The following is a 17,229-nucleotide window of genomic DNA, read 5'->3' on the forward strand; positions in this document are numbered from 1 at the left end:
TCGGACGCCTGCCGTTATTCCACATCCGACGCCCGCGGACAAGCCATCCTCACAAGGCGGACGCCCCACGGCCCTCCGGACCGTGGGGCGTCGCGGTGCGACCCGGAAATCAGGCGGGCAGCTGGTAGAAGCGCACGATGGCCGCGAACTCCTCCGGCTGGAGGCTGGCGCCGCCGACGAGGGCTCCGTCGACGTCGGGCTGGTCCATGATCTGGACGACGTTGCCGGACTTCACGGAACCGCCGTACTGGATGCGCACGGCCTCAGCGGTGGGCTCGTCGTACAGCGAGGCGATCTCCTTGCGGATGGCCCGCAGACCTCCTGCGCGTCGGCCGGGGTGGCGACCTCGCCGGTGCCGATGGCCCAGACGGGCTCGTAGGCGATGACGATGCCTGCGACCTCCTCCGCGGTGACGCCCGCGAGGGCTCCACGGACCTGGGCGAGCGTGTAGTCGACGTGCTCGCCGGCCTTGCGGATCTCGAGGCCCTCACCGACGCAGACGATCGGGGTCATGCCGGCGGCGATCACCTTGGTCGTCTTCGCGTTGACGAGCTCGTCGGTCTCACCGAAGAACTGGCGGCGCTCCGAGTGGCCGATGACGACGTAGCCGACGTTGAGCTTCGACAGCATGGCCGTCGAGATCTCACCGGTGAAGGCGCCGTTGTCGTGCTCCGAGACGTTCTGCGCGCCGAGCCCGAAGGGGATGCGGTCCCGTCGAGGAGGGTGCGGACGGTGCGGATGTCGGTGAAGGGCACGCAGAGCACGCACTCCGAGAGCTTCGGGTCCCAGCCCTTGTCGACGAGGGTGTAGTGGATCTTCTCCACGAGGCCGGTGGCCTCGACGTGGTCGACGTTCATCTTCCAGTTGCCGGCCATGATGGGTGTGCGGGACATCAGTTGTTCTCCTCCAGAATCGAAATGCCGGGCAGTTCCTTGCCCTCAAGGAATTCCAGCGACGCACCGCCGCCGGTCGAGATGTGGCCGAACTCGTCGTCGGCGAAGCCGAGCACGCGGACGGCCGCGGCGGAATCGCCGCCACCGACGACGGACAGGCCGTCGACCTCGGTGAGTGCCTTCGCGACGGCCCTGGTTCCCTCAGCGAACTCCGTGATCTCGAACACGCCCATGGGCCGTTCCAGAACACGGTCTTCGCGCCGCGGATGGCGTCGGCGAACAGCTTCTCCGACTCGGGGCCGATGTCGAGGCCCATCTTGTCGGCGGGTATCGCGTCGGCGGGGACGACCTCGACGGCACCGATCGGGGTGCGACCCTCGAAGTCGGCTCCGTCGGCGACGCGCACGTCGACGGGCAGCAGGATCTGCTTGCCTGCGGCCGCGGCCTCTTCGAGGTAGGTGCGGCAGGTCTCGATGTTGGCCTCGTCGACGAGCGACCTGCCGATGTCCATGCCCTGCGCCTTCAGGAAGGTGAACAGCATGCCACCACCGATGACGAGGGTGTCTGCGACCTTGAGCAGGTTGTCGATCACGGACAACTTGTCCGCGACCTTCGCGCCACCGAGGACGACGGCGTAGGGACGCTCGGGGCTCTCGGTCAGCTGCTTCAGGACGCCGACCTCCTTCGCGACGAGCAGACCGGCGGCGTTCGGCAGCAGCTTGGCCACGTCGTAGACGGAGGCCTGCTTGCGGTGGACGACGCCGAAGCCGTCGGACACGAAGATGTCGCCGAACGCGGCGTACTTCGCGGCGAGCTCTGCGCGGGCGGCCTCGTCCTTGGACTCCTCGCCCGGCTCGTAGCGCACGTTCTCCAGCAGGGCGACCTCGCCGTCCTGCAGGGAGGCGACGGTGGCCCGGGCCGAGGCGCCGACCACGTCGGAGGCGAACTTCACGTCGACGCCGAGCAGCTCACCGAGCCGCGTGGCGACCGGCGCGAGCGAGTATTTGGGGTTGGCCTCGCCCTTCGGGCGTCCCAGGTGGGCCATGATGACGATGCGGGCGCCGGCCTCACGCAGCTGCGTGAGCGTGGGCAGCGCGGCACGGATGCGGCCGTCGTCGGTGATGTTCTTGTCGGCATCCAGCGGGACGTTGAAGTCGTTGCGGATGAGAACGCGCTTACCGGAGAGATCCCCAGGTCTGCGACGGACTTCATAGGTGGGCCTTTCTGTTGCCAGGTGTTGGGATGACGACGGCCCGCAACCCAGAGGGGTCGCGGGGCCGTCGACTGGAGCACAGAGTGTGCGGTCAGATCAGAGCTTCGAGGCGACGAGCTCGGTCAGGTTGACGAGACGGTTGGAGTAGCCCCACTCGTTGTCGTACCAGCCGAGGACCTTGACGGTCGAGCCGATGACCTTGGTCAGCTTGGCGTCGAAGATGCAGGAGGCGGATCGGTCTCGATGTCCTTGGACACGATCTCGTCCTCGGTGTAGACGAGCACCTTGCCGTCGGCCGCGGCCTTGACGATCGCGTTGACCTCTTCGATGGTGGTCTCACGGGAGCCTCGAAGGTCAGGTCGGTGGCGGAGCCGGTCGGGGTGGGAACGCGCATGGCGTAGCCGTCCAGCTTGCCCTTCAGCTCGGGCAGCACCAGGGAGACGGCCTTGGCCGCGCCGGTGGTGGTGGGCACCATGTTGAGAGCGGCGGCGCGGGCGCGACGCAGGTCCTTGTGGGGCGCGTCCTGCAGGTTCTGGTCCTGCGTGTAGGCGTGGATCGTGGTCATGAGGCCACGCTCGATGCCGAGACCATCGTTCAGCGCCTTGGCCATGGGGGCCAGGCAGTTGGTGGTGCAGGAGGCGTTCGAGATGATGTTGTGGATCGCCGAGTCGTACTTGTCGTCGTTGACGCCCATCACGATGGTGATGTCCTCGTTCTTGGCCGGGCCGAGATGAGCACCTTCTTGGCGCCGGCGGCGATGTGCGCCTGCGCCTTGGTGGCGTCGGTGAAGAAGCCGGTCGACTCGATGACGATGTCGACTCCGAGCTCGGCCCAGGGGAGCTGAGCGGGATCCTTCTCAGCGAAGGCCTTGATCTCCTTGCCGTCGACGGTGATCGCGTCGTCGTCGTAGCCGATCTCACCGGGGAAGCGGCCCAGGATCGAGTCGTACTTCAGGAGGTGGGCGAGGGTCTTGTTGTCGGTGAGGTCGTTGACAGCGACGACATCAAGATCGGCCCCGCGGCGATGAGCGCGCGGAAGTAGTTGCGGCCGATGCGGCCAAACCCGTTGATTGCAACCTTAACGGTCATGTGGAATTCGATCCCTTTCGAGCTACCTAGCGCCTTGCGACGCATCCGGACGAGTCCAATCCTAACCGTCCGGGCGCCACTGGCAACCAGGGACCCCGGTAAACCGGAGAACTAGTCCTCGTCGCGCAGTTCCGCGGGCAGTGACGCCTCCGTGTTCGGGATGCCCGCCTCGTCCGCCGCCTTGTCCGCCGTGGCCAGCAGCCGCCGGATCCGACCGGCCACCGCGTCCTTCGTCAGGGCGGCTCGTGCAGCTTGCCCAACTCCTCCAGGCTCGCCTGCCGGTGCGCTAGCCGGAGCTCCCGGCTGCGCGCAGATGCTCGGGCACGTCGTCGCCGAGGATCTCCATCGCGCGCTCGACCCGGGCGCTGGCCGTGACGGCGGCGCGGGCCGAGCGACGCAGGTTGGCATCGTCGAAGTTGGCGAGCCTGTTGACGGAGGCGCGCACCTCGCGGCGGTGCCTGCGCTCCTCCCAGATGAGCCGGGTCTCCCCGCGCCCATCTTCGTGAGCAGGTCGGCGATCGCGTCGCCGTCGCGGATCACGACGCGGTCGACCCCGCGCACCTCGCGCGACTTCACACCGATCCCGAGCCTGCGGGCGGTGCCGACCAGCGCCAGGGCCGCCTCGGAGCCCGGGCAGGTCACCTCGAGCGACATGGAGCGACCCGGTTCGGTGAGCGACCCGCGCGCCAGGAACGCGCCGCGCCACACGGCTATCGCGTCGGCGACCGAGCCTCCGACGACGACGGGGGCAGCCCCGGACCGGACGCCTGTGCTGATCGACCAGACCCGTCATCCGGGCGAGATGCTCGCCCTCCCGCACGACCCGCACCGTGTAGCGCGGGCCTCGGCGCACGCCGGAGCCGTTGATCACGAGCAGCTCGGAGTCGATCGAGTAGAGGTCGGCGATGAACGTGCGCAGCCTGCGGGCCGCGGCGCCGGTGTCGAACTCGGCCTCGATGACGATCCGGCCGCCGACGAGATGCAGTCCCCTGCGAAGCGCAACAATGCCGCCACCTCGGCGCGCCGCACCGTCGGGTGCGGCGCGACAACGGTGGCAAGCTCAGCCTTCACCTTCTGCGTCAGAGCCATGGCGGAAGTCTGCCACACCGGCGCGTCTCCGATCAGGCGTTGACAACCTCGCTGAACACCGCGGCCAACCGGTTGGTGTCATGCAGTGCCGCTCCACCGCGCACCGCGAGGTCTGCGCGCACGAGTCGCCCACCCAGCGAGGCGACGAATCCCTCGAGGTGCCGGTCGGTCTCGGCGAACCGCTGATCGGCGATGACGACGTCGAGCCGCAGAGTCGGGGCGTGCTCGGCGAGCAGTTCGATGTGCCGCGACGCGGTGAACCCGTCGGTCTCGTCGGCCGGCGCGATGTTGAGCACGAGGATGCGGCGCGCCTGCGTGGTGAGGATCGCCTCGGCCAGGTCGGGCACCAGCAGGTGCGGGATCACGCTCGTGAACCAGGAACCGGGCCCGAGCACGACGTTGTCGGCCTCCATGATCGCCGTGACGGCCTCGGGCCGGCGGGGGAGCCTCGGGATGAGGCGGATGCTCTGCACCGTGGCCCGCGACTTGGCGACGGTGGCCTGCCCGCTCAACGTGCACAGCTCATCGGGGGCGAGCGGGTCGAGCCCGAGGACGTCGGCCTCGATCTCGAGCGGCACCGAGCTCATGGGCAGCACCCGGCCGCGGGTCCGCAGGAGGTCGCCGACCATGTCGAGGCCCTCGACGGGGTCGTCGAACTCCTGCCAGAGCCCGCGATGAGCAGGTTGCCGACGGCGTGCCCCGCCAGGGGCCCTCGCCCTTGAACCGCGACTGCAGCACGCTCGCCCAGGTGCGGCCGACGTGGTCGTCGGAGCAGAGCGCGGCCAGCGCCATCCGCAGGTCGCCGGGCGGGAGGATGTGGAACTCGTCACGGAGCCGACCCGACGAGCCGCCGTCGTCGGCGACCGTCACGACGGCGGTGAGCTGGTCGGTCACCCGGCGCAGGGCGCTGAGCGAGGCGGAGAGGCCGTGACCGCCGCCGAGCGCGACGATCTTCGGGAGGCGGTGGAGGGTCATTCCTTCCCCAGATCCCGGTGCAGCACCGTGGTGGGGAACCCCTGTCCCGCAGCCGCGTCGACAACTCCTCACTCATCGAGGTTGAACGGTGCTTCCCGCCGGTGCAGCCGATGGCGACGGTCACCTGCCTCTTGCCCTCGGCGAGGTACCCGGGGGTCACCGTCTCGAGCAGTTCGATCATGTGTTCCTGGAACTTCTGCGCGGCCTCGTGCTTGAGCACATACTGGGCGACGTCACGGCTGAGGCCGGACTTGGGGCGCAGCTCCGGAATCCAGAACGGGTTGGGCAGGAACCGGACGTCGAAGACCATGTCGGCGTCGATCGGCACCCCGTTCTTGAACCCGAACGAGATGATCGAGATCTTCAGCTTGTCCGCCGCCTCGTCACCGAAGTGGTTCGCGATCCGCTGGACGAGTTGACGGGCGGACAGCCGGGTGGTGTCCACGACGATGTCCGCCCCGGCGCGCAGATCGGCCAGCAGCCTCCGCTCACGCTCGATGCCCTCGATCAGCCGATCGCCGCCCTGCAGCGGAAGGGGACGCCGGTTCGACTCCTGGCGCTGGACGATGACGTCGTCGGACGCCTCGAGGAAGACGCTGGTCACCTGGTCGCCCTGCGCCTTCACTGCGGCGAGGGCCTGCGGCAACTGCTCGAACTGCTCGCGGGAGCGCACGTCGACGACGATGGCCAGCCGGTCCACCTGATCCTGTCGCATCGTGGCGGCGAGCGTGGCGATGAGCACGGGGGCAGGTTGTCGACGACGTACCAGCCGAGATCCTCCATCGCGTGCGCGGCGGTGCGACGCCCGGCACCGGAGAGGCCGGTGATCAGTGCGATCTCGAGGGGGCGTCGGTCATGGGGCAACCCTATAGCCTCGCCGGCGACGACCCCCGCGGCACGTGCGCGATTACCACACCCCGTCCGCTCAGCGAACCTGGGGAAGTATAGGGGTTTTGCGCCGGGAAGTGGCAGGATTCAGGCATGAATTCCGACCAGATAACCGTCGAGGCCCGAAAGGGACACCCATCAGGCCTCTGGAACCTGGCAGGCGTGGAGATGTGGGAGCGATTCAGCTTCTACGGCATGCAGGCAATCCTCGCGTTCTACCTCTACTACTCCGTCACCGACGGCGGCCTCGGGCTCACCGAGGCCGCGGCCGTCTCGATCGTCGGCGCCTACGGCGGCCTCGTGTACCTGTCGGCCGTGCTCGGCGCCTGGATCGCCGACCGCCTGCTCGGCTCGGAGCGCACGCTGTTCTACGGCGCCATCCTCATCATGTGCGGCCACATCGCACTCGCCGCCGTGCCGGGCCTCATCGGCGTCGGCATCGGCCTGATCTGCGTGGCCGTCGGCGCGGGCACCCTGAAGGCGACCACGTCCTCGGTGCTCGGCGAGATGTACACCGGCGACGACAACCGCCGCGACGCCGGCTTCTCGATCTACTACATGGGCGTCAACCTCGGCGCCCTGATCGGCCCGCTGCTGACAGGCTGGCTGTGGGGCATGAAGGGCTTCCACTGGGGCTTCGCCGCCGCGGCCGTCGGCATGGGGCTCGGCCTCATCCAGTACGTGCTGCTGCGTCGCCGCACCATCGGTGACATCGGCAAGGAGCCGACGAACCCGCTTCCCGCCGAGAAGCGGATGCTCTACATCGTCGGCGCGATCGTCGCCGTGGCCCTCATCGCGCTGCTCGCCGCGTTCGGTCTGCTCCCTGTGGAGCACCTGGCCAACATCGTCACCGTCGTGACGGCGGTCACCGCTGTCGTGCTGTTCGCCGTCATCCTGACGTCGAAGAAGATCACCTCCGACGAGCGCTCCCGGGTGATCTCGTTCATCCCGATGTTCCTGGCGAGCGCCACCTTCTGGAGCCTCTTCCAGCAGCAGTTCACCGTGCTCGCCGTCTACTCCGACAAGCGCCTCGACCGCAACCTGTTCGGCTTCGAGATGAGCCCCGCGTGGGTCAACTCGATCAACCCGGTGTTCATCATCATCTTCGCCGGCGTGTTCGCCGCGATGTGGACGAAGCTGGGCGACCGTCAGCCGAGCACCCCGCTGAAGTTCGCGGCCGGCACGTTCCTGATGGGCGCCGCGTTCCTGCTGTTCATCCCGTTCGCCAACGGGGAGGCCAACTCGACGCCGCTGCTGTGGATCGTGCTCATCCTGTTCTTCTTCACGATGGCCGAGCTGTTCCTGAGCCCGGTGGGCCAGTCCCTTTCGACCAAACTGGCGCCGAAGGCGTTCCACACACAGATGATCGCGCTGTTCTTCCTGTCGGTGGCGCTCGGCTCCTCGATGGCCGGCACCATGGCCGGGTTCTACGACGAGACGAATGAGGTGCCGTACTTCCTGATCATCGGCGGCGCCTCCATCGTCGTCGCGCTGATCATGGTCGTGCTGAACCGCTGGATCCTGAAGATGATGCGCGGCGTACGGTAGGACCATGCAGTCCTGGTTCACCCGCCTGGTCGGATTCGACGAGTCGGTCGGCCCGACCGAGGTGCGCCGGAGGGTGCGCGTCGTGGACGGGGCCCTCGTCTCGGACCATTCCCCGCACCGACCCCGGGTGGGCCGCACGGAACTGGTGAGCCTGGGCGAGTTGCGCTCACGACAACCACATCCGGACGAGGCGTCGTCGACGATGCGCACCACCGTCGGCGACGTCGCCGCTCTCCACCGGGACCCCGCCAACGCGGGCGCGCTGTTCCAGGCCGCGTCGCAGTTCAACCTGCTCGAGATGATCTCCCCGACGTCACACCCGATGACGGCGTCGCCCGCTACGAGGCCGACCACACGCAGGGGCCCGCCTGCGCCGTCGCGGTCGGGCCGCCACCATCTGGCGCAACTATCTGATGCCCGTCGACGGCGGCACCGGCCAGACCCGCGACCGGCAGGTCGACGCGTTGGCCGACCTCGGAGCCGCCCTCTCGGAGGCGACCGGGCTCCCCGTGCCCCGACTGTGGGAGATGCGCAACGGCTACGCCCTCTGCCACCCGGAGGGCCTGTCGGCGATCGCCACCCGGCTGGGCGACCTGGACGACGAGGGCCGCGACGACCTCAGGTCACACCTGCGGATCGGGCTCGTCTCTGACGCGGAGGTGACCGACGCCGGGCACCTCGTCTCGCAGGCCTACTGCTCCGCGCTCCCCGTAGCCTACGGTTCCGACCCCCACCATCCCGGCTGGGAGCCGTTCGCGCGGCTGGTGCTCGAGGCCACCTACGAGGCCACCCTGCTTGCCGCCCGCCTCAACCCCGCCTCCCGCACGGTGTTCCTGACCAGCGTCGGCGGGGCGTGTTCGGGAACGACCGGCGGTGGATCGGCGACGCCGTCAGCCGCACGCTTGCGCTGGTGCCGGGGTTGGACGTGGTGGTCGTGGGGCACGCGTCGGCGCCCGACTGGGCCCGGCCGCTGGAGTCCCGGCCCGCCTGACGGCGCCTCAGTCGTCGGCGGTGACGTCCAGTTCCTCGGGCAGCCCGCGGGCGTGCAGCGCCTCACCGGTGCGCTGCGCGTAGGCGACCGAGCCGACGACGGCGGGGGTGAGCAGGAAGACGGGGTTGCGCTCGGAGCAGCGGGCGCGGGCCGCGTCGCGGGCGTCCTGCAGCGACCCGGCAAGGTACGGGATCGACCGCACCATCAGGGCCACCATCAGCGTCACCGCGTCGGGGTTGACGCGCACGAGCCGCAGGGGCCGCAGCGCCGTCGACAGGGCGTCCATCAGGTCCGGGGTCGACGACGTCAGCGTCAGGATGCGCGCCCCGAGCACCGCGGCCAACACGTTGCCCGGCGAGATGAACGCATCCTCGAACAGTGTCGCGGTGAGCTGGTAGACCGCCATCACGGCGAGCAGGGCCCACAGGTACCAGCCGAGCGAGAAGATGCGCCTCAGCCCGATGCCCGAGGTCGCGAGGCAGCCGACGGCCAGGCTGAGGGCCGCCAGCGTCGCCCACCATTGCCAGATGAACAGCGGCGGCAGCGCGACGGCGAGCATCAGCGCGTACTTCCAGCCGACAGGCACGCGGAACAGCCAGCCGGGCCCCGGCTCGAACGTGCCGAACAGGCTGGTGTGCGCGTTCACCGCGCCATCGCCCCTCGTAGACGGCGATCGCCTCGTCCGGGGTTCCGTCCGCGAGCACGCGGCCGCCGTCGATGACGACGGCCCGGTCGGCGCCGCGGGCGAAGTCGAGGTCGTGGGTGGAGAAGATCACCTGCTGCGGCAGGGCGTCGAACACCTCGCGCAGCATCGTCTTGTTGCGCAGGTCGAGCAGCGTGGTGGGTTCGTCCGCCACGATCACCTCGGGCTGGACGGCGAGGACGCTGGTGAGGGCCACCAGTTGCCGCTCACCGCCGCTGAGGTCGTAGATGCTCTGGTGCGCCACCTTGCCGATGCCGCGCTCGTCGAGCAGCCGCCGGGCGGCGGCCGAGCGCTCCGCCCGGTCGCGGATGCGGGAGCGGAGGCTGAGTTCCACGTCCTCGATGGGGTCGGCATCAGAAGCTGGGCGAGCGGATCGGTGAACACGAAGCCGACCGCGCGCCGGACGGCCTTCGCCTCCCTGACCGTGTCGCGGCCGCCCACCTCGACCCGGCCGGACGTCGGCTCGCGGAGCCCGTTGAACAGCCGCAGCAGGGTCGACTTGCCGGAGCCGTTGGCGCCGATCACCGCGATCCGCCGCTCGGTGAGGTCGAGCGAGACGGAGTCGAGCAGCACGCGGTCGGGGCCGACCCCGCCGATGGCGGGACGCTCACCGAGACGTCGTGCAGCCTGATCATCGTCCGAGCAGCCTCGGGAACGCCTTGTGCACCGCGACGGCGATCAGGCAGGCGATGACGGCCTTGATCACATCTCCGGGCCAGAACACGAGGTCGGCGGCCCACAGCGCTGAGGCGGGCTTGCCGAGGGCGCGGGCCATGCCGAGGACGCCGAGCGGCCAGATCACGACGACGCGCGTCACGAGGCACGCCACCAGCAGCCACACGAAGCGGAGCCTGGAGGTGCTGCGCACGATGCGCTGCGCGGCAAGCCCGATGAGGAACGCGGAGACGATGAAGGCGACGAGGTACCCACCGGTGGGGCCGACGAATGCCGCGATGCCCGCCTTGCCACCCGCGAACACTGGCAGGCCTGCCAGCCCGACGAGCAGGTACAGGGCGACGGCCGCCGCGCCACGCCAGGCGCCGAGGCAGAGGCCTGCGAGCATGACGGCGAGCGTCTGCAGGGTGATCGGGGCCGCGAGCCCGGCCACCGGGATGGCGGGCGTGAGCGACATGGCCGCGATGAGGGCGGCGAAGACGGCGACATATGCCAGGTCCATGGGCGCGACGGCCTGGCCTCGGGTGGCGCTCTGCGTGGTCATGGGTTCTCCTCGGGTCGGACCCGTTCATCTAAGCATCCCGTTTGAACACTGTTCAAATCGGGTGTGTTCAGAGCTCGGTCACCTCGCCGGTGGTGAGGTTGATGGCCTCGCCCCGGTGTCGGCGACCGCGGCCTTCACCGCTGCCGCCAGCGTCGGGCCGAAGCCCGGCACCTCCGCGATCTCCTCCTCGGTGGCGCTGCGGAGCTTGCGCATGGAACCGAAGTACTTCAGAAGCGCCTTCCTGCGCAGCTCCCCCAGGCCGGGCACCCCATCGAGCACCGACTCCACGACGGTCCTGGCCCGCCGCGACCGGTGGTGGGTGATGGCGAACCGGTGGGCCTCGTCACGGAGCCGCTGCAGCAGGTAGAGACCCTCGGAGGCGCGCGGCAGGATCACCGGGTAGTCCTCCCCCGCCAGCCACACCTCCTCGAGCCGCTTCGCGAGCCCGCAGAGAGCGATCTCGGTCTCGAGGCCGAACTCGCGCAGCACCTCGGCCGCGGCGTTGACCTGCGGCTGGCCGCCGTCGACCACGATCAGCGCCGGCGCGTAGGCGAACTTCGCGGCCTCGCCGGTGGTGGCGTCGACCAGCACGTCGGAGGTCCGTTCGTCGACCAGCCTGCGGAGCCGTCGCGTCAGCACCTCCTTGATAGCCGCCACGTCGTTGCTGCCCTCGAAGCCCTTGATGATGAAGCGGCGGTACTCGCTCTTGCGGGGCAGCCCGTCCTCGAACACCACCATGGAGCCCACCACCTCGGTGCCCATGGTGTGCGAGATGTCGTAGCACTCGATCCGCAGCGGCGGCTCGGTCAGGTCGAGGGCGCCGGCCACCTCCTCGAGGGCGGCGTTGCGGGTGGTGAGGTCCGTGGAGCGCTTCAGCTTCGCCTGGCTGAGCGCCAGCTCCGCGTTCCGCACCACGGTGTCGAGCAGCGCCCGCTTCTCGCCGCGCAGCGGTACCTTGATGGTCACGTTGCTGCCGCGTCGCGCCGTCAGGTCGGCCGCGACGGTGTCCTCCGCCTCGACGGAGGCGAAGATGTGCGGGGGATCTCGAGGTCGTCGGTGTAGAGCTGCTCGAGGAACGCCTCCAGGAGCTCGGTGAGGGGCCGGTCGTCGGAACGGTCGGCGATCCAGCCGCGCTCGCCGAGGATGCGGCCGTCGACGACGTGGAAGGCCTGGACGGCGACCTGCTGGCCGTCGTCGGCGAGCCCCACGACGTCGGCGCGGAGCCCGTCGCTCAGCACGACCGAGTTCTTCTCCTGCACGCGCCTGAGCGCGACCAGCGAGTCGCGCAACACGGCGGCCCGCTCGAAGTTCATCTCGGCGGAGGCCTCGTACATGGCCCGCTCGATGCGCCCGATGATGCCGCCGGTGTTGCCCGCCATGAACGAGCAGAAGTCCTCCGCGATGTCGCGGTGCTCCTCTGCGCTCACCCGTCCGACGCAGGGTGCCGAGCACTTGCCGATGTCACCCAGCAGGCAGGCGCGCCCCGACGACCTGGCCCGGTTGAACACGCCCTGCGAGCACGACCGCATCGGGAACACGCGCAGCAGCAGGTCGACCGTCTCGCGGATCGCCCACGCCTGTCCGAACGGGCCGAAGTACCGGGTGCCGCGCTTCTTGGCGCCCCGCCCGACGAAGACGCGGGGTATTCCTCGGCCATCGTGACGGCCAGCCACGGGTACGACTTGTCGTCGCGGTACTTCACGTTGAAGCGCGGGTCGAACTGCTGGATCCAGGTGTACTCCAACTGGAGCGCCTCGAGCTCGGTGGCCACCACCGTCCACTCGACCTTCGCCGCCGTGCGCACCATCGTCTGGGTGCGGAAGTGGAGGCCGGCCGGGTCGGCGAAGTAGGAGTTGAGGCGCTGGCGCAGGCTCTTGGCCTTGCCGACGTAGATCACGTTGCCGAACGCGTCGAAGAACCGGTACACCCCGGGATCGGTGGGGATGCTTCCGGGGCTCGGGCGGTACGTCGCGGGTCGGCCATGTCTCCCGATCATAGGCGGCGGGTGCGACGGGGAAAGCCCTCGCCGCAGGTGCGTGCGGGGCCCGCCACGGTAGCGTTGTCCCATGAACGAGCACGGGATCCTGCACCAGACGGTTCCTGGCGAGCCGCACCCGTCCGAGGGCTACGTCCGGCGTTACCGCGAGGAACTCGCCGTCTTCCGCAGGAGGAAGAGGTGGGCGCTGATGGTGGCCATCGCCTGCCATGTCGTGGCCGTGGGGCTCATCGCGCTGGGTGCGGCACTTGTTCTCGGGTCGCAGAACACGATCGCGGGACACTGGCTCGCGCAGCGGCACCCGCCGGGCGCGTCCGGGTCGATCTCGCTCTCCGCCGACGGCCGCTACGCCATCACACGGACCAACGCCCCCGCCCCGTCTGCACGGTGACGACGTTGGACGGCGTCCAACTGGATCTCGTCCAGGAGACGGTGCCGCGCAGCAACCTGCAGGTGCCCGCCTTCGACGCCGTCAAGGGCAGGTACACCGTGCAGTGTGAGGGCGGCAACGACGGTGTCGTGGTGTTCGCGATGGCCGACATGGATGTCGTGGCCAACGGCTGGTTCTCGATGTTCCTGCGGGCGCTGCCGTTCATCGCCCTCGGGCTGCTCGCCTACCTCGCCGGCCGGTCGCTGCCGAAGCGGATCGCCCCGGAGTCGCTGCGCCCCATGATCCCCAGCTGACGCGTCACGCCTCCCGCGACTGCAGGAGGTCCAGGCCGAGGCTGCGGGCCAGGTGCCGGGCGACCAGTTGGCCGCGCACGCTGTTGCCCGCCGCGTCCAGGGCGGGGCGAACGTCGCGAGGCCTCCCTTTCCCGGGGAGATCGTGACGATGCCGCCGCCGATGCCGCTCTTGCCGGGCAACCCCACCTCGTAGAGCCAGTCGCCGGACGTCTCGTACAGGCCGGCGGTCAGCATCACGGCCAGCACGGGGTGGCACAGGTCCCGATCGATGACCCGCTCCCCGGTGACGGGGTTGACACCGCCGTCGGCCAACGTCGCACCCATGGTCGCCAGGTCGACCGCGGTCACCTGGAGGCAGCTCTGCCGGGTGTAGAGGTCGAGCGCGAGGTCGGGGTCGCAGCCGAGCGCGCCCCTGCTGTGCAGCAGGTTCACGGCGGCCCGGTTGACGTGGTTGGTCGCGCTGGCCGACGCGTAGACCTCCTCGTCGATCGCGAGTTGCCGCCCGGCAAAGGCGGAGAGGGTGGCGCGGATGGCCTCCCATTTCTCCCTACCATCGCCCGGCGCGAGGCTGCTGGTGGCGATGGCCCCGGGGTTGACCATCGGGTTGGTTCGGCCGTCCGCGGCGCGCTCCACCGCGGAGACGGAGTTGAAGGGCAGGCCGGTCGCGTTGACGCCGAGCAGCCGGCGGGCGGTGTCGGCGCCCACCGTTGCGCAGGCGAGCGCGAACACGAACGGCTTGGCGACGCTCATCAGGGTGAACCTGTGGTCGGTGTCGCCGACGCCGAACACCCGGCCGCCGACCGAGACCACACAGATGCCGAACAGATCGGGAGCGACCCGTTCCAGGGCCGGGTAGACCCGCGACGGCTCACCGTCGGCGACCCCGCGGTAGAGCCCGTGGACCTCCGCGAGGATCCGCTCGACCTCGGCCGCCGCAGGGAGCGATCCGGTCGAGACGAAGGCCTCGACGGGTTCGGGGAGAGACGTCATGGCACGCTCGGCGGGTAGCCGGGCCGAGCGGGATGCCGAGCGCGAACCAGGCGATGAACAGCACGACCCAGACCACGAGGATGGCCCCGAGTACGGAAGCATCAGCGCGACGATGGTGCCGATGCCGGCCTTCTTCACGTAGCGCTGGGCGACGGTGACGATGAACGGCAGGTAGACCATCAGCGGCGTCAGCGCGTTGACGGGCGAGTCGGCCACCCGGTAGGCGGCGAGCAGCGTCTGCGGGGCGACCCCGAGGCGCATGAACAGCGGCACGAAGATGGGCGCGAAGATGGCCCACTTCGGGAGCGAGCCCGGCATGATGAAGTCCAGCACGACGATCACGAGGATGAACCCGATGAGCAGCGGGATGGCACCGATGTCGGCCTGCTCGAGCAGCTCCGCGAGCGATCCGGCGATGACGCGGGGCAGGTTGGTCCAGTTGAAGTAGGCGATGAACTGGGCGATCATCAGCAGCATCAGCACCATGCCGCCGAGACCGGCGAAGGTCTTCGTGATGGCCGCGATGACGTCGCCGCTGCCCTTCATCGTCCCCGCACCGATGCCGTAGCAGACGCCGGAGACGAGGAACGCGAGCATGATGATGAACAGCAGCGAGTCCATGAACGGTGTGTTGCCGATGATGTCACCGGTCTCCGGGTCGCGCAGCGGCGCGCCCGGCAGGAAGGTGGCGAGCGCGACGATGGCGAGGATGATCAGGAACCCGATCAGCGCGAACCGGCTGCCGCGCCGGTCGGCGACCTTGTCGATGTCGCCCTCCTCGGCGTGCGCCACGGCGCCCTCGGGCACCCACGGGCCGAGCCGCGGCTCGACGATCTTCTCCGTCACCACTGCCGCCACGAGCGCCATGATGATCGACGAGGCGACCATGAAGAAGTAGTTCGCCACGATCGAGATCGGTTCCCCGCCGGCCAGGGCGAGCGACTCGTTGGCGATCTCGGTGATCATGGCGTCGGTCGGCGTCAGGGAGATGTTGACCATGAAGATGGCCGCGACGCCCGCGAAACCGGACGCGAGGCCCGCGAGCGGATGCCTGCCGACGCTCGCGAACGCGGCCGCCGCGAGCGGGATGAGGATCAGGTAGCCGGCGTCTGACGCCACCGACGAGATCACGCCCACCAGGATCAGGATGAAGGTCAGCGCCCACTTCGGGCGGAGCCGACGAGCTTACGGATCAGGGAGCCGAGCAGCCCCGACTCCTCGGCGACGCCCGCGCCCATCATCGCGACGAACGTGACGGCGACGACCCCGAACCCGGCGAAGTTGCTGACGAACGACGAGAAGATGAACCGGATGCCGTCCGCCGAGAGCAGGCTGTTGATCGCGACCGTCTCCTCCACGATCTCCCAGTCCTCCTCGTAGGGCGGCGTCGCGTTCGGATAGCCCGGCTGCGTGGTGTCCTCGTAGTAGTCGTAGTCGCCCGCCGGAGTCTCGACGGGGACGGCCACCTGCTCGGTGATGCTGACCCCGGCGAGGCTGAGCGCCCACGACAGGACGATGACGAACACGATGAGGTAGCCGAACATCAGGACGGGGTGGGGCACCTTGTTGCCGATCCGTTCCACGGCGCCCAGGAGTCCCTTCGGTTGCTCCGAGACCGCTGCCGCGGAGTCTGCGGATTCTGCGGATTCTGCGCTCACGGTGGCCTCCGGAAGGTCAGGCGCTGAAGTTCAGCGCGAGGTCGATGAGCAGGCGGGCACCGAACCCGGTGGTGCCGTGGTTGCGCCAACCGGCCGCGCTCCACGACTGGGCGGTGCCGGCGATGTCGATGTGGGCCCACGGCCTGCCGTCCACGAACTCCTCGAGGAAGAGGGCCGCGGTGATGGAGCCCGCGTTGGCGCCGCCCATGTTGCGCAGGTCCGCGATCGGCGAGTCGAGCTCACGGCGGTAGCGGTGCGCGAGCGGCAACTCCCAGACCGGCTCGTCGACCCGCTCGGCCGATGCCTTCACCCGGTCGATCAGGGCCGCGTCGTTGCCGAGCACCGCGGCGATCTCGGTGCCAAGGGTGCGCATCGCAGCGCCGGTGAGGGTGGCGACGTCCACGATGGCATCGACGGGCTCCTCCGTCGCCAGCACCAGGGCGTCGCCCATCACCATCCGGCCCTCGGCATCGGTGTTGATGACCTCGACGGTCTTCCCTCCCCGCATCACGACGATGTCGCCGAGCCGCAGCGCCGAACCCGAGGGCATGTTGTCGGTGCACATCAGGAAACCGGTCACCTGGGCGCGGCAACCGAGCTCCCTCAGCACCGTCATGGCGGCGAAGATCGCCCCCGCCCGGACATGTCGTTCTTCATCACGGCGTGCACCTCGTCGCCGGGCTTCAGCGCGAGGCCGCCGGCGTCGTACATGATGCCCTTGCCGACGAGCGCCAGCTTCCCGGTGGGCTCCCCTCGGGTCGGTAGACCAGCTTGATCATCGCCGGGGCTCCACGCTTCCCAGGTTGATGCCGAGCAGCCCACCGCAGCCCAGCTCGACCAGCTCGGCCTCCCCGACCACGGTGACCTCGAGGCCCGCCTTTACGCCCAGGTCGAGGGCGACCTCGCCGAAGCGGGTGGCCGTCAGCATGCCGCCGGGGTGCCGCCGAGGTCGCGGGCCAGCTTGGCGGCCCGGACGGTGGCGAGCCCACGCGGGATCGCGGCGGTGGCGGCTTCGTCGTCGTCGGCGTCGCAGAGCACCTCGAGGGCCGTCAGCCGGGCGTCCAACCCGTCCTCGCCGATGCGGTAGACGTAGCGGGCGAGGGCCGCGCCCTCGATGACGGCGGCGACGGCGTCGGCGACGGGCACGTCCGTGGCGGGCAGCCGCAGGGCGAGTCGCTCCTGCTTCGGGACGGCGCGGGCGAGGTGCGCCGCGATGTCGCGCAGCGCGGTCGTGTCGAGGGCGGCCCGGTCCCCGCCGCCGAGGAGCACCGTGACGGGCCGTCGCCGGCCACCA

General features: G+C 69.6%; 9 protein-coding genes and 10 pseudogenes. 3 read left to right on the forward strand and 16 right to left on the reverse strand.

The genetic code is table 11. The annotated features are described in order from the left end of the window. Positions 1-109: 109 nt before the first annotated feature. From tpiA to rapZ, 6 pseudogenes are all read right to left on the reverse strand, one after another. Positions 110-893: pseudogene (gene tpiA, locus G7085_RS02650) on the reverse strand (triose-phosphate isomerase). Then, positions 893-2,105 (reverse strand): annotated as a pseudogene (locus tag G7085_RS02655) (phosphoglycerate kinase). Before G7085_RS02655 ends, tpiA begins: the two co-directional pseudogenes overlap by 1 nt. A 97-nt stretch (positions 2,106-2,202) precedes the next feature. Beyond that, a pseudogene (gene gap, locus G7085_RS02660) lies at positions 2,203-3,194 on the reverse strand (type I glyceraldehyde-3-phosphate dehydrogenase). Positions 3,195-3,305: 111 nt separating this feature from the next. Beyond that, positions 3,306-4,283: pseudogene (gene whiA / locus G7085_RS33925) on the reverse strand (DNA-binding protein WhiA). Positions 4,284-4,315: 32 nt separating this feature from the next. Then, positions 4,316-5,258, reverse strand: a pseudogene (locus G7085_RS02670) (gluconeogenesis factor YvcK family protein). Further along, positions 5,255-6,128: pseudogene (gene rapZ / locus G7085_RS02675) on the reverse strand (RNase adapter RapZ). Before rapZ ends, G7085_RS02670 begins: the two co-directional pseudogenes overlap by 4 nt. 111 nt (positions 6,129-6,239) lie before the next feature. Between rapZ and G7085_RS02685 the strand changes: the two are divergent. After that, positions 6,240-7,694, forward strand: coding sequence for a peptide MFS transporter (locus G7085_RS02685; RefSeq protein WP_197509879.1), 1,455 nt, complete (start codon positions 6,240-6,242; stop codon positions 7,692-7,694). A gap of 853 nt (positions 7,695-8,547) precedes the next feature. Continuing rightward, positions 8,548-8,685 (forward strand): hypothetical protein, encoded by a 138-nt coding sequence (locus G7085_RS02690; RefSeq protein WP_197509880.1) that lies wholly within the window; start codon positions 8,548-8,550, stop codon positions 8,683-8,685. Positions 8,686-8,692: 7 nt separating this feature from the next. On the opposite strand, the gene G7085_RS02695 is transcribed toward G7085_RS02690, so the two are convergent. The 5 genes and pseudogenes from G7085_RS02695 to uvrC all read right to left on the reverse strand — a co-directional run bounded on the left by G7085_RS02695 (position 8,693) and on the right by uvrC (position 12,603). Beyond that, positions 8,693-9,331: an energy-coupling factor transporter transmembrane component T family protein gene (locus G7085_RS02695; protein WP_197509881.1), complete on the reverse strand. Its 639-nt coding sequence runs from the start codon at positions 9,329-9,331 to the stop codon at positions 8,693-8,695. Between the two features lie 250 nt (positions 9,332-9,581). Then, positions 9,582-9,722: pseudogene (locus G7085_RS31875) on the reverse strand (energy-coupling factor ABC transporter ATP-binding protein); the annotation flags it as partial. A gap of 95 nt (positions 9,723-9,817) precedes the next feature. Continuing rightward, positions 9,818-9,961: pseudogene (locus tag G7085_RS29190) on the reverse strand (ATP-binding cassette domain-containing protein); the annotation flags it as partial. A gap of 58 nt (positions 9,962-10,019) precedes the next feature. Then, on the reverse strand, positions 10,020-10,607 hold the full coding sequence (locus G7085_RS02705; RefSeq protein WP_231979161.1) for a biotin transporter BioY: 588 nt from the start codon (positions 10,605-10,607) through the stop codon (positions 10,020-10,022). Between the two features lie 67 nt (positions 10,608-10,674). Beyond that, positions 10,675-12,603, reverse strand: a pseudogene (gene uvrC / locus G7085_RS02710) (excinuclease ABC subunit UvrC). Between the two features lie 70 nt (positions 12,604-12,673). Here uvrC and G7085_RS02715 point away from each other — a divergent pair. Beyond that, on the forward strand, positions 12,674-12,994 hold the full coding sequence (locus tag G7085_RS02715; protein ID WP_197509882.1) for a hypothetical protein: 321 nt from the start codon (positions 12,674-12,676) through the stop codon (positions 12,992-12,994). On the opposite strand, the gene glsA is transcribed toward G7085_RS02715, so the two are convergent. From glsA to G7085_RS02745, 5 genes and pseudogenes are all read right to left on the reverse strand, one after another. Continuing rightward, positions 12,949-15,396 (reverse strand): glutaminase A, encoded by a 2,448-nt coding sequence (glsA, locus tag G7085_RS29195; RefSeq protein WP_331715431.1) that lies wholly within the window; start codon positions 15,394-15,396, stop codon positions 12,949-12,951. The genes G7085_RS02715 and glsA overlap by 46 nt on opposite strands. Positions 15,397-15,431: 35 nt before the next feature. Beyond that, positions 15,432-15,860, reverse strand: a complete 429-nt coding sequence (locus G7085_RS29200; protein ID WP_197509884.1) for an AbgT family transporter — start codon at positions 15,858-15,860, stop codon at positions 15,432-15,434. A gap of 91 nt (positions 15,861-15,951) precedes the next feature. Then, positions 15,952-16,646 (reverse strand): annotated as a pseudogene (locus tag G7085_RS02730) (leucyl aminopeptidase family protein). Between the two features lie 64 nt (positions 16,647-16,710). Then, positions 16,711-16,863 (reverse strand): hypothetical protein, encoded by a 153-nt coding sequence (locus G7085_RS02740; RefSeq protein ID WP_197509887.1) that lies wholly within the window; start codon positions 16,861-16,863, stop codon positions 16,711-16,713. Beyond that, a complete protein-coding gene (locus tag G7085_RS02745) occupies positions 16,857-17,204 on the reverse strand; it encodes a M17 family peptidase N-terminal domain-containing protein (protein ID WP_197509888.1) in 348 nt (115 codons plus the stop codon). The genes G7085_RS02740 and G7085_RS02745 overlap by 7 nt, the downstream gene beginning before the upstream one ends. Positions 17,205-17,229: the final 25 nt, after the last annotated feature.

The organism is Tessaracoccus coleopterorum (assembly GCF_011174705.1).
Taxonomy (GTDB): domain Bacteria; phylum Actinomycetota; class Actinomycetes; order Propionibacteriales; family Propionibacteriaceae; genus Arachnia; species Arachnia coleopterorum.

Coding starts and splice junctions, on each gene's coding strand:
- G7085_RS02740 (WP_197509887.1), bottom strand. CDS start 16,863: ATGCTGACGGCCACCCGCTTCGGCGAGGTCGCCCTCGACCTGGGCGTA.
- G7085_RS02705 (WP_231979161.1), bottom strand. CDS start 10,607: ATGACCACGCAGAGCGCCACCCGAGGCCAGGCCGTCGCGCCCATGGAC.
- G7085_RS02685 (WP_197509879.1), top strand. CDS start 6,240: ATGAATTCCGACCAGATAACCGTCGAGGCCCGAAAGGGACACCCATCA.
- G7085_RS02715 (WP_197509882.1), top strand. CDS start 12,674: ATGAACGAGCACGGGATCCTGCACCAGACGGTTCCTGGCGAGCCGCAC.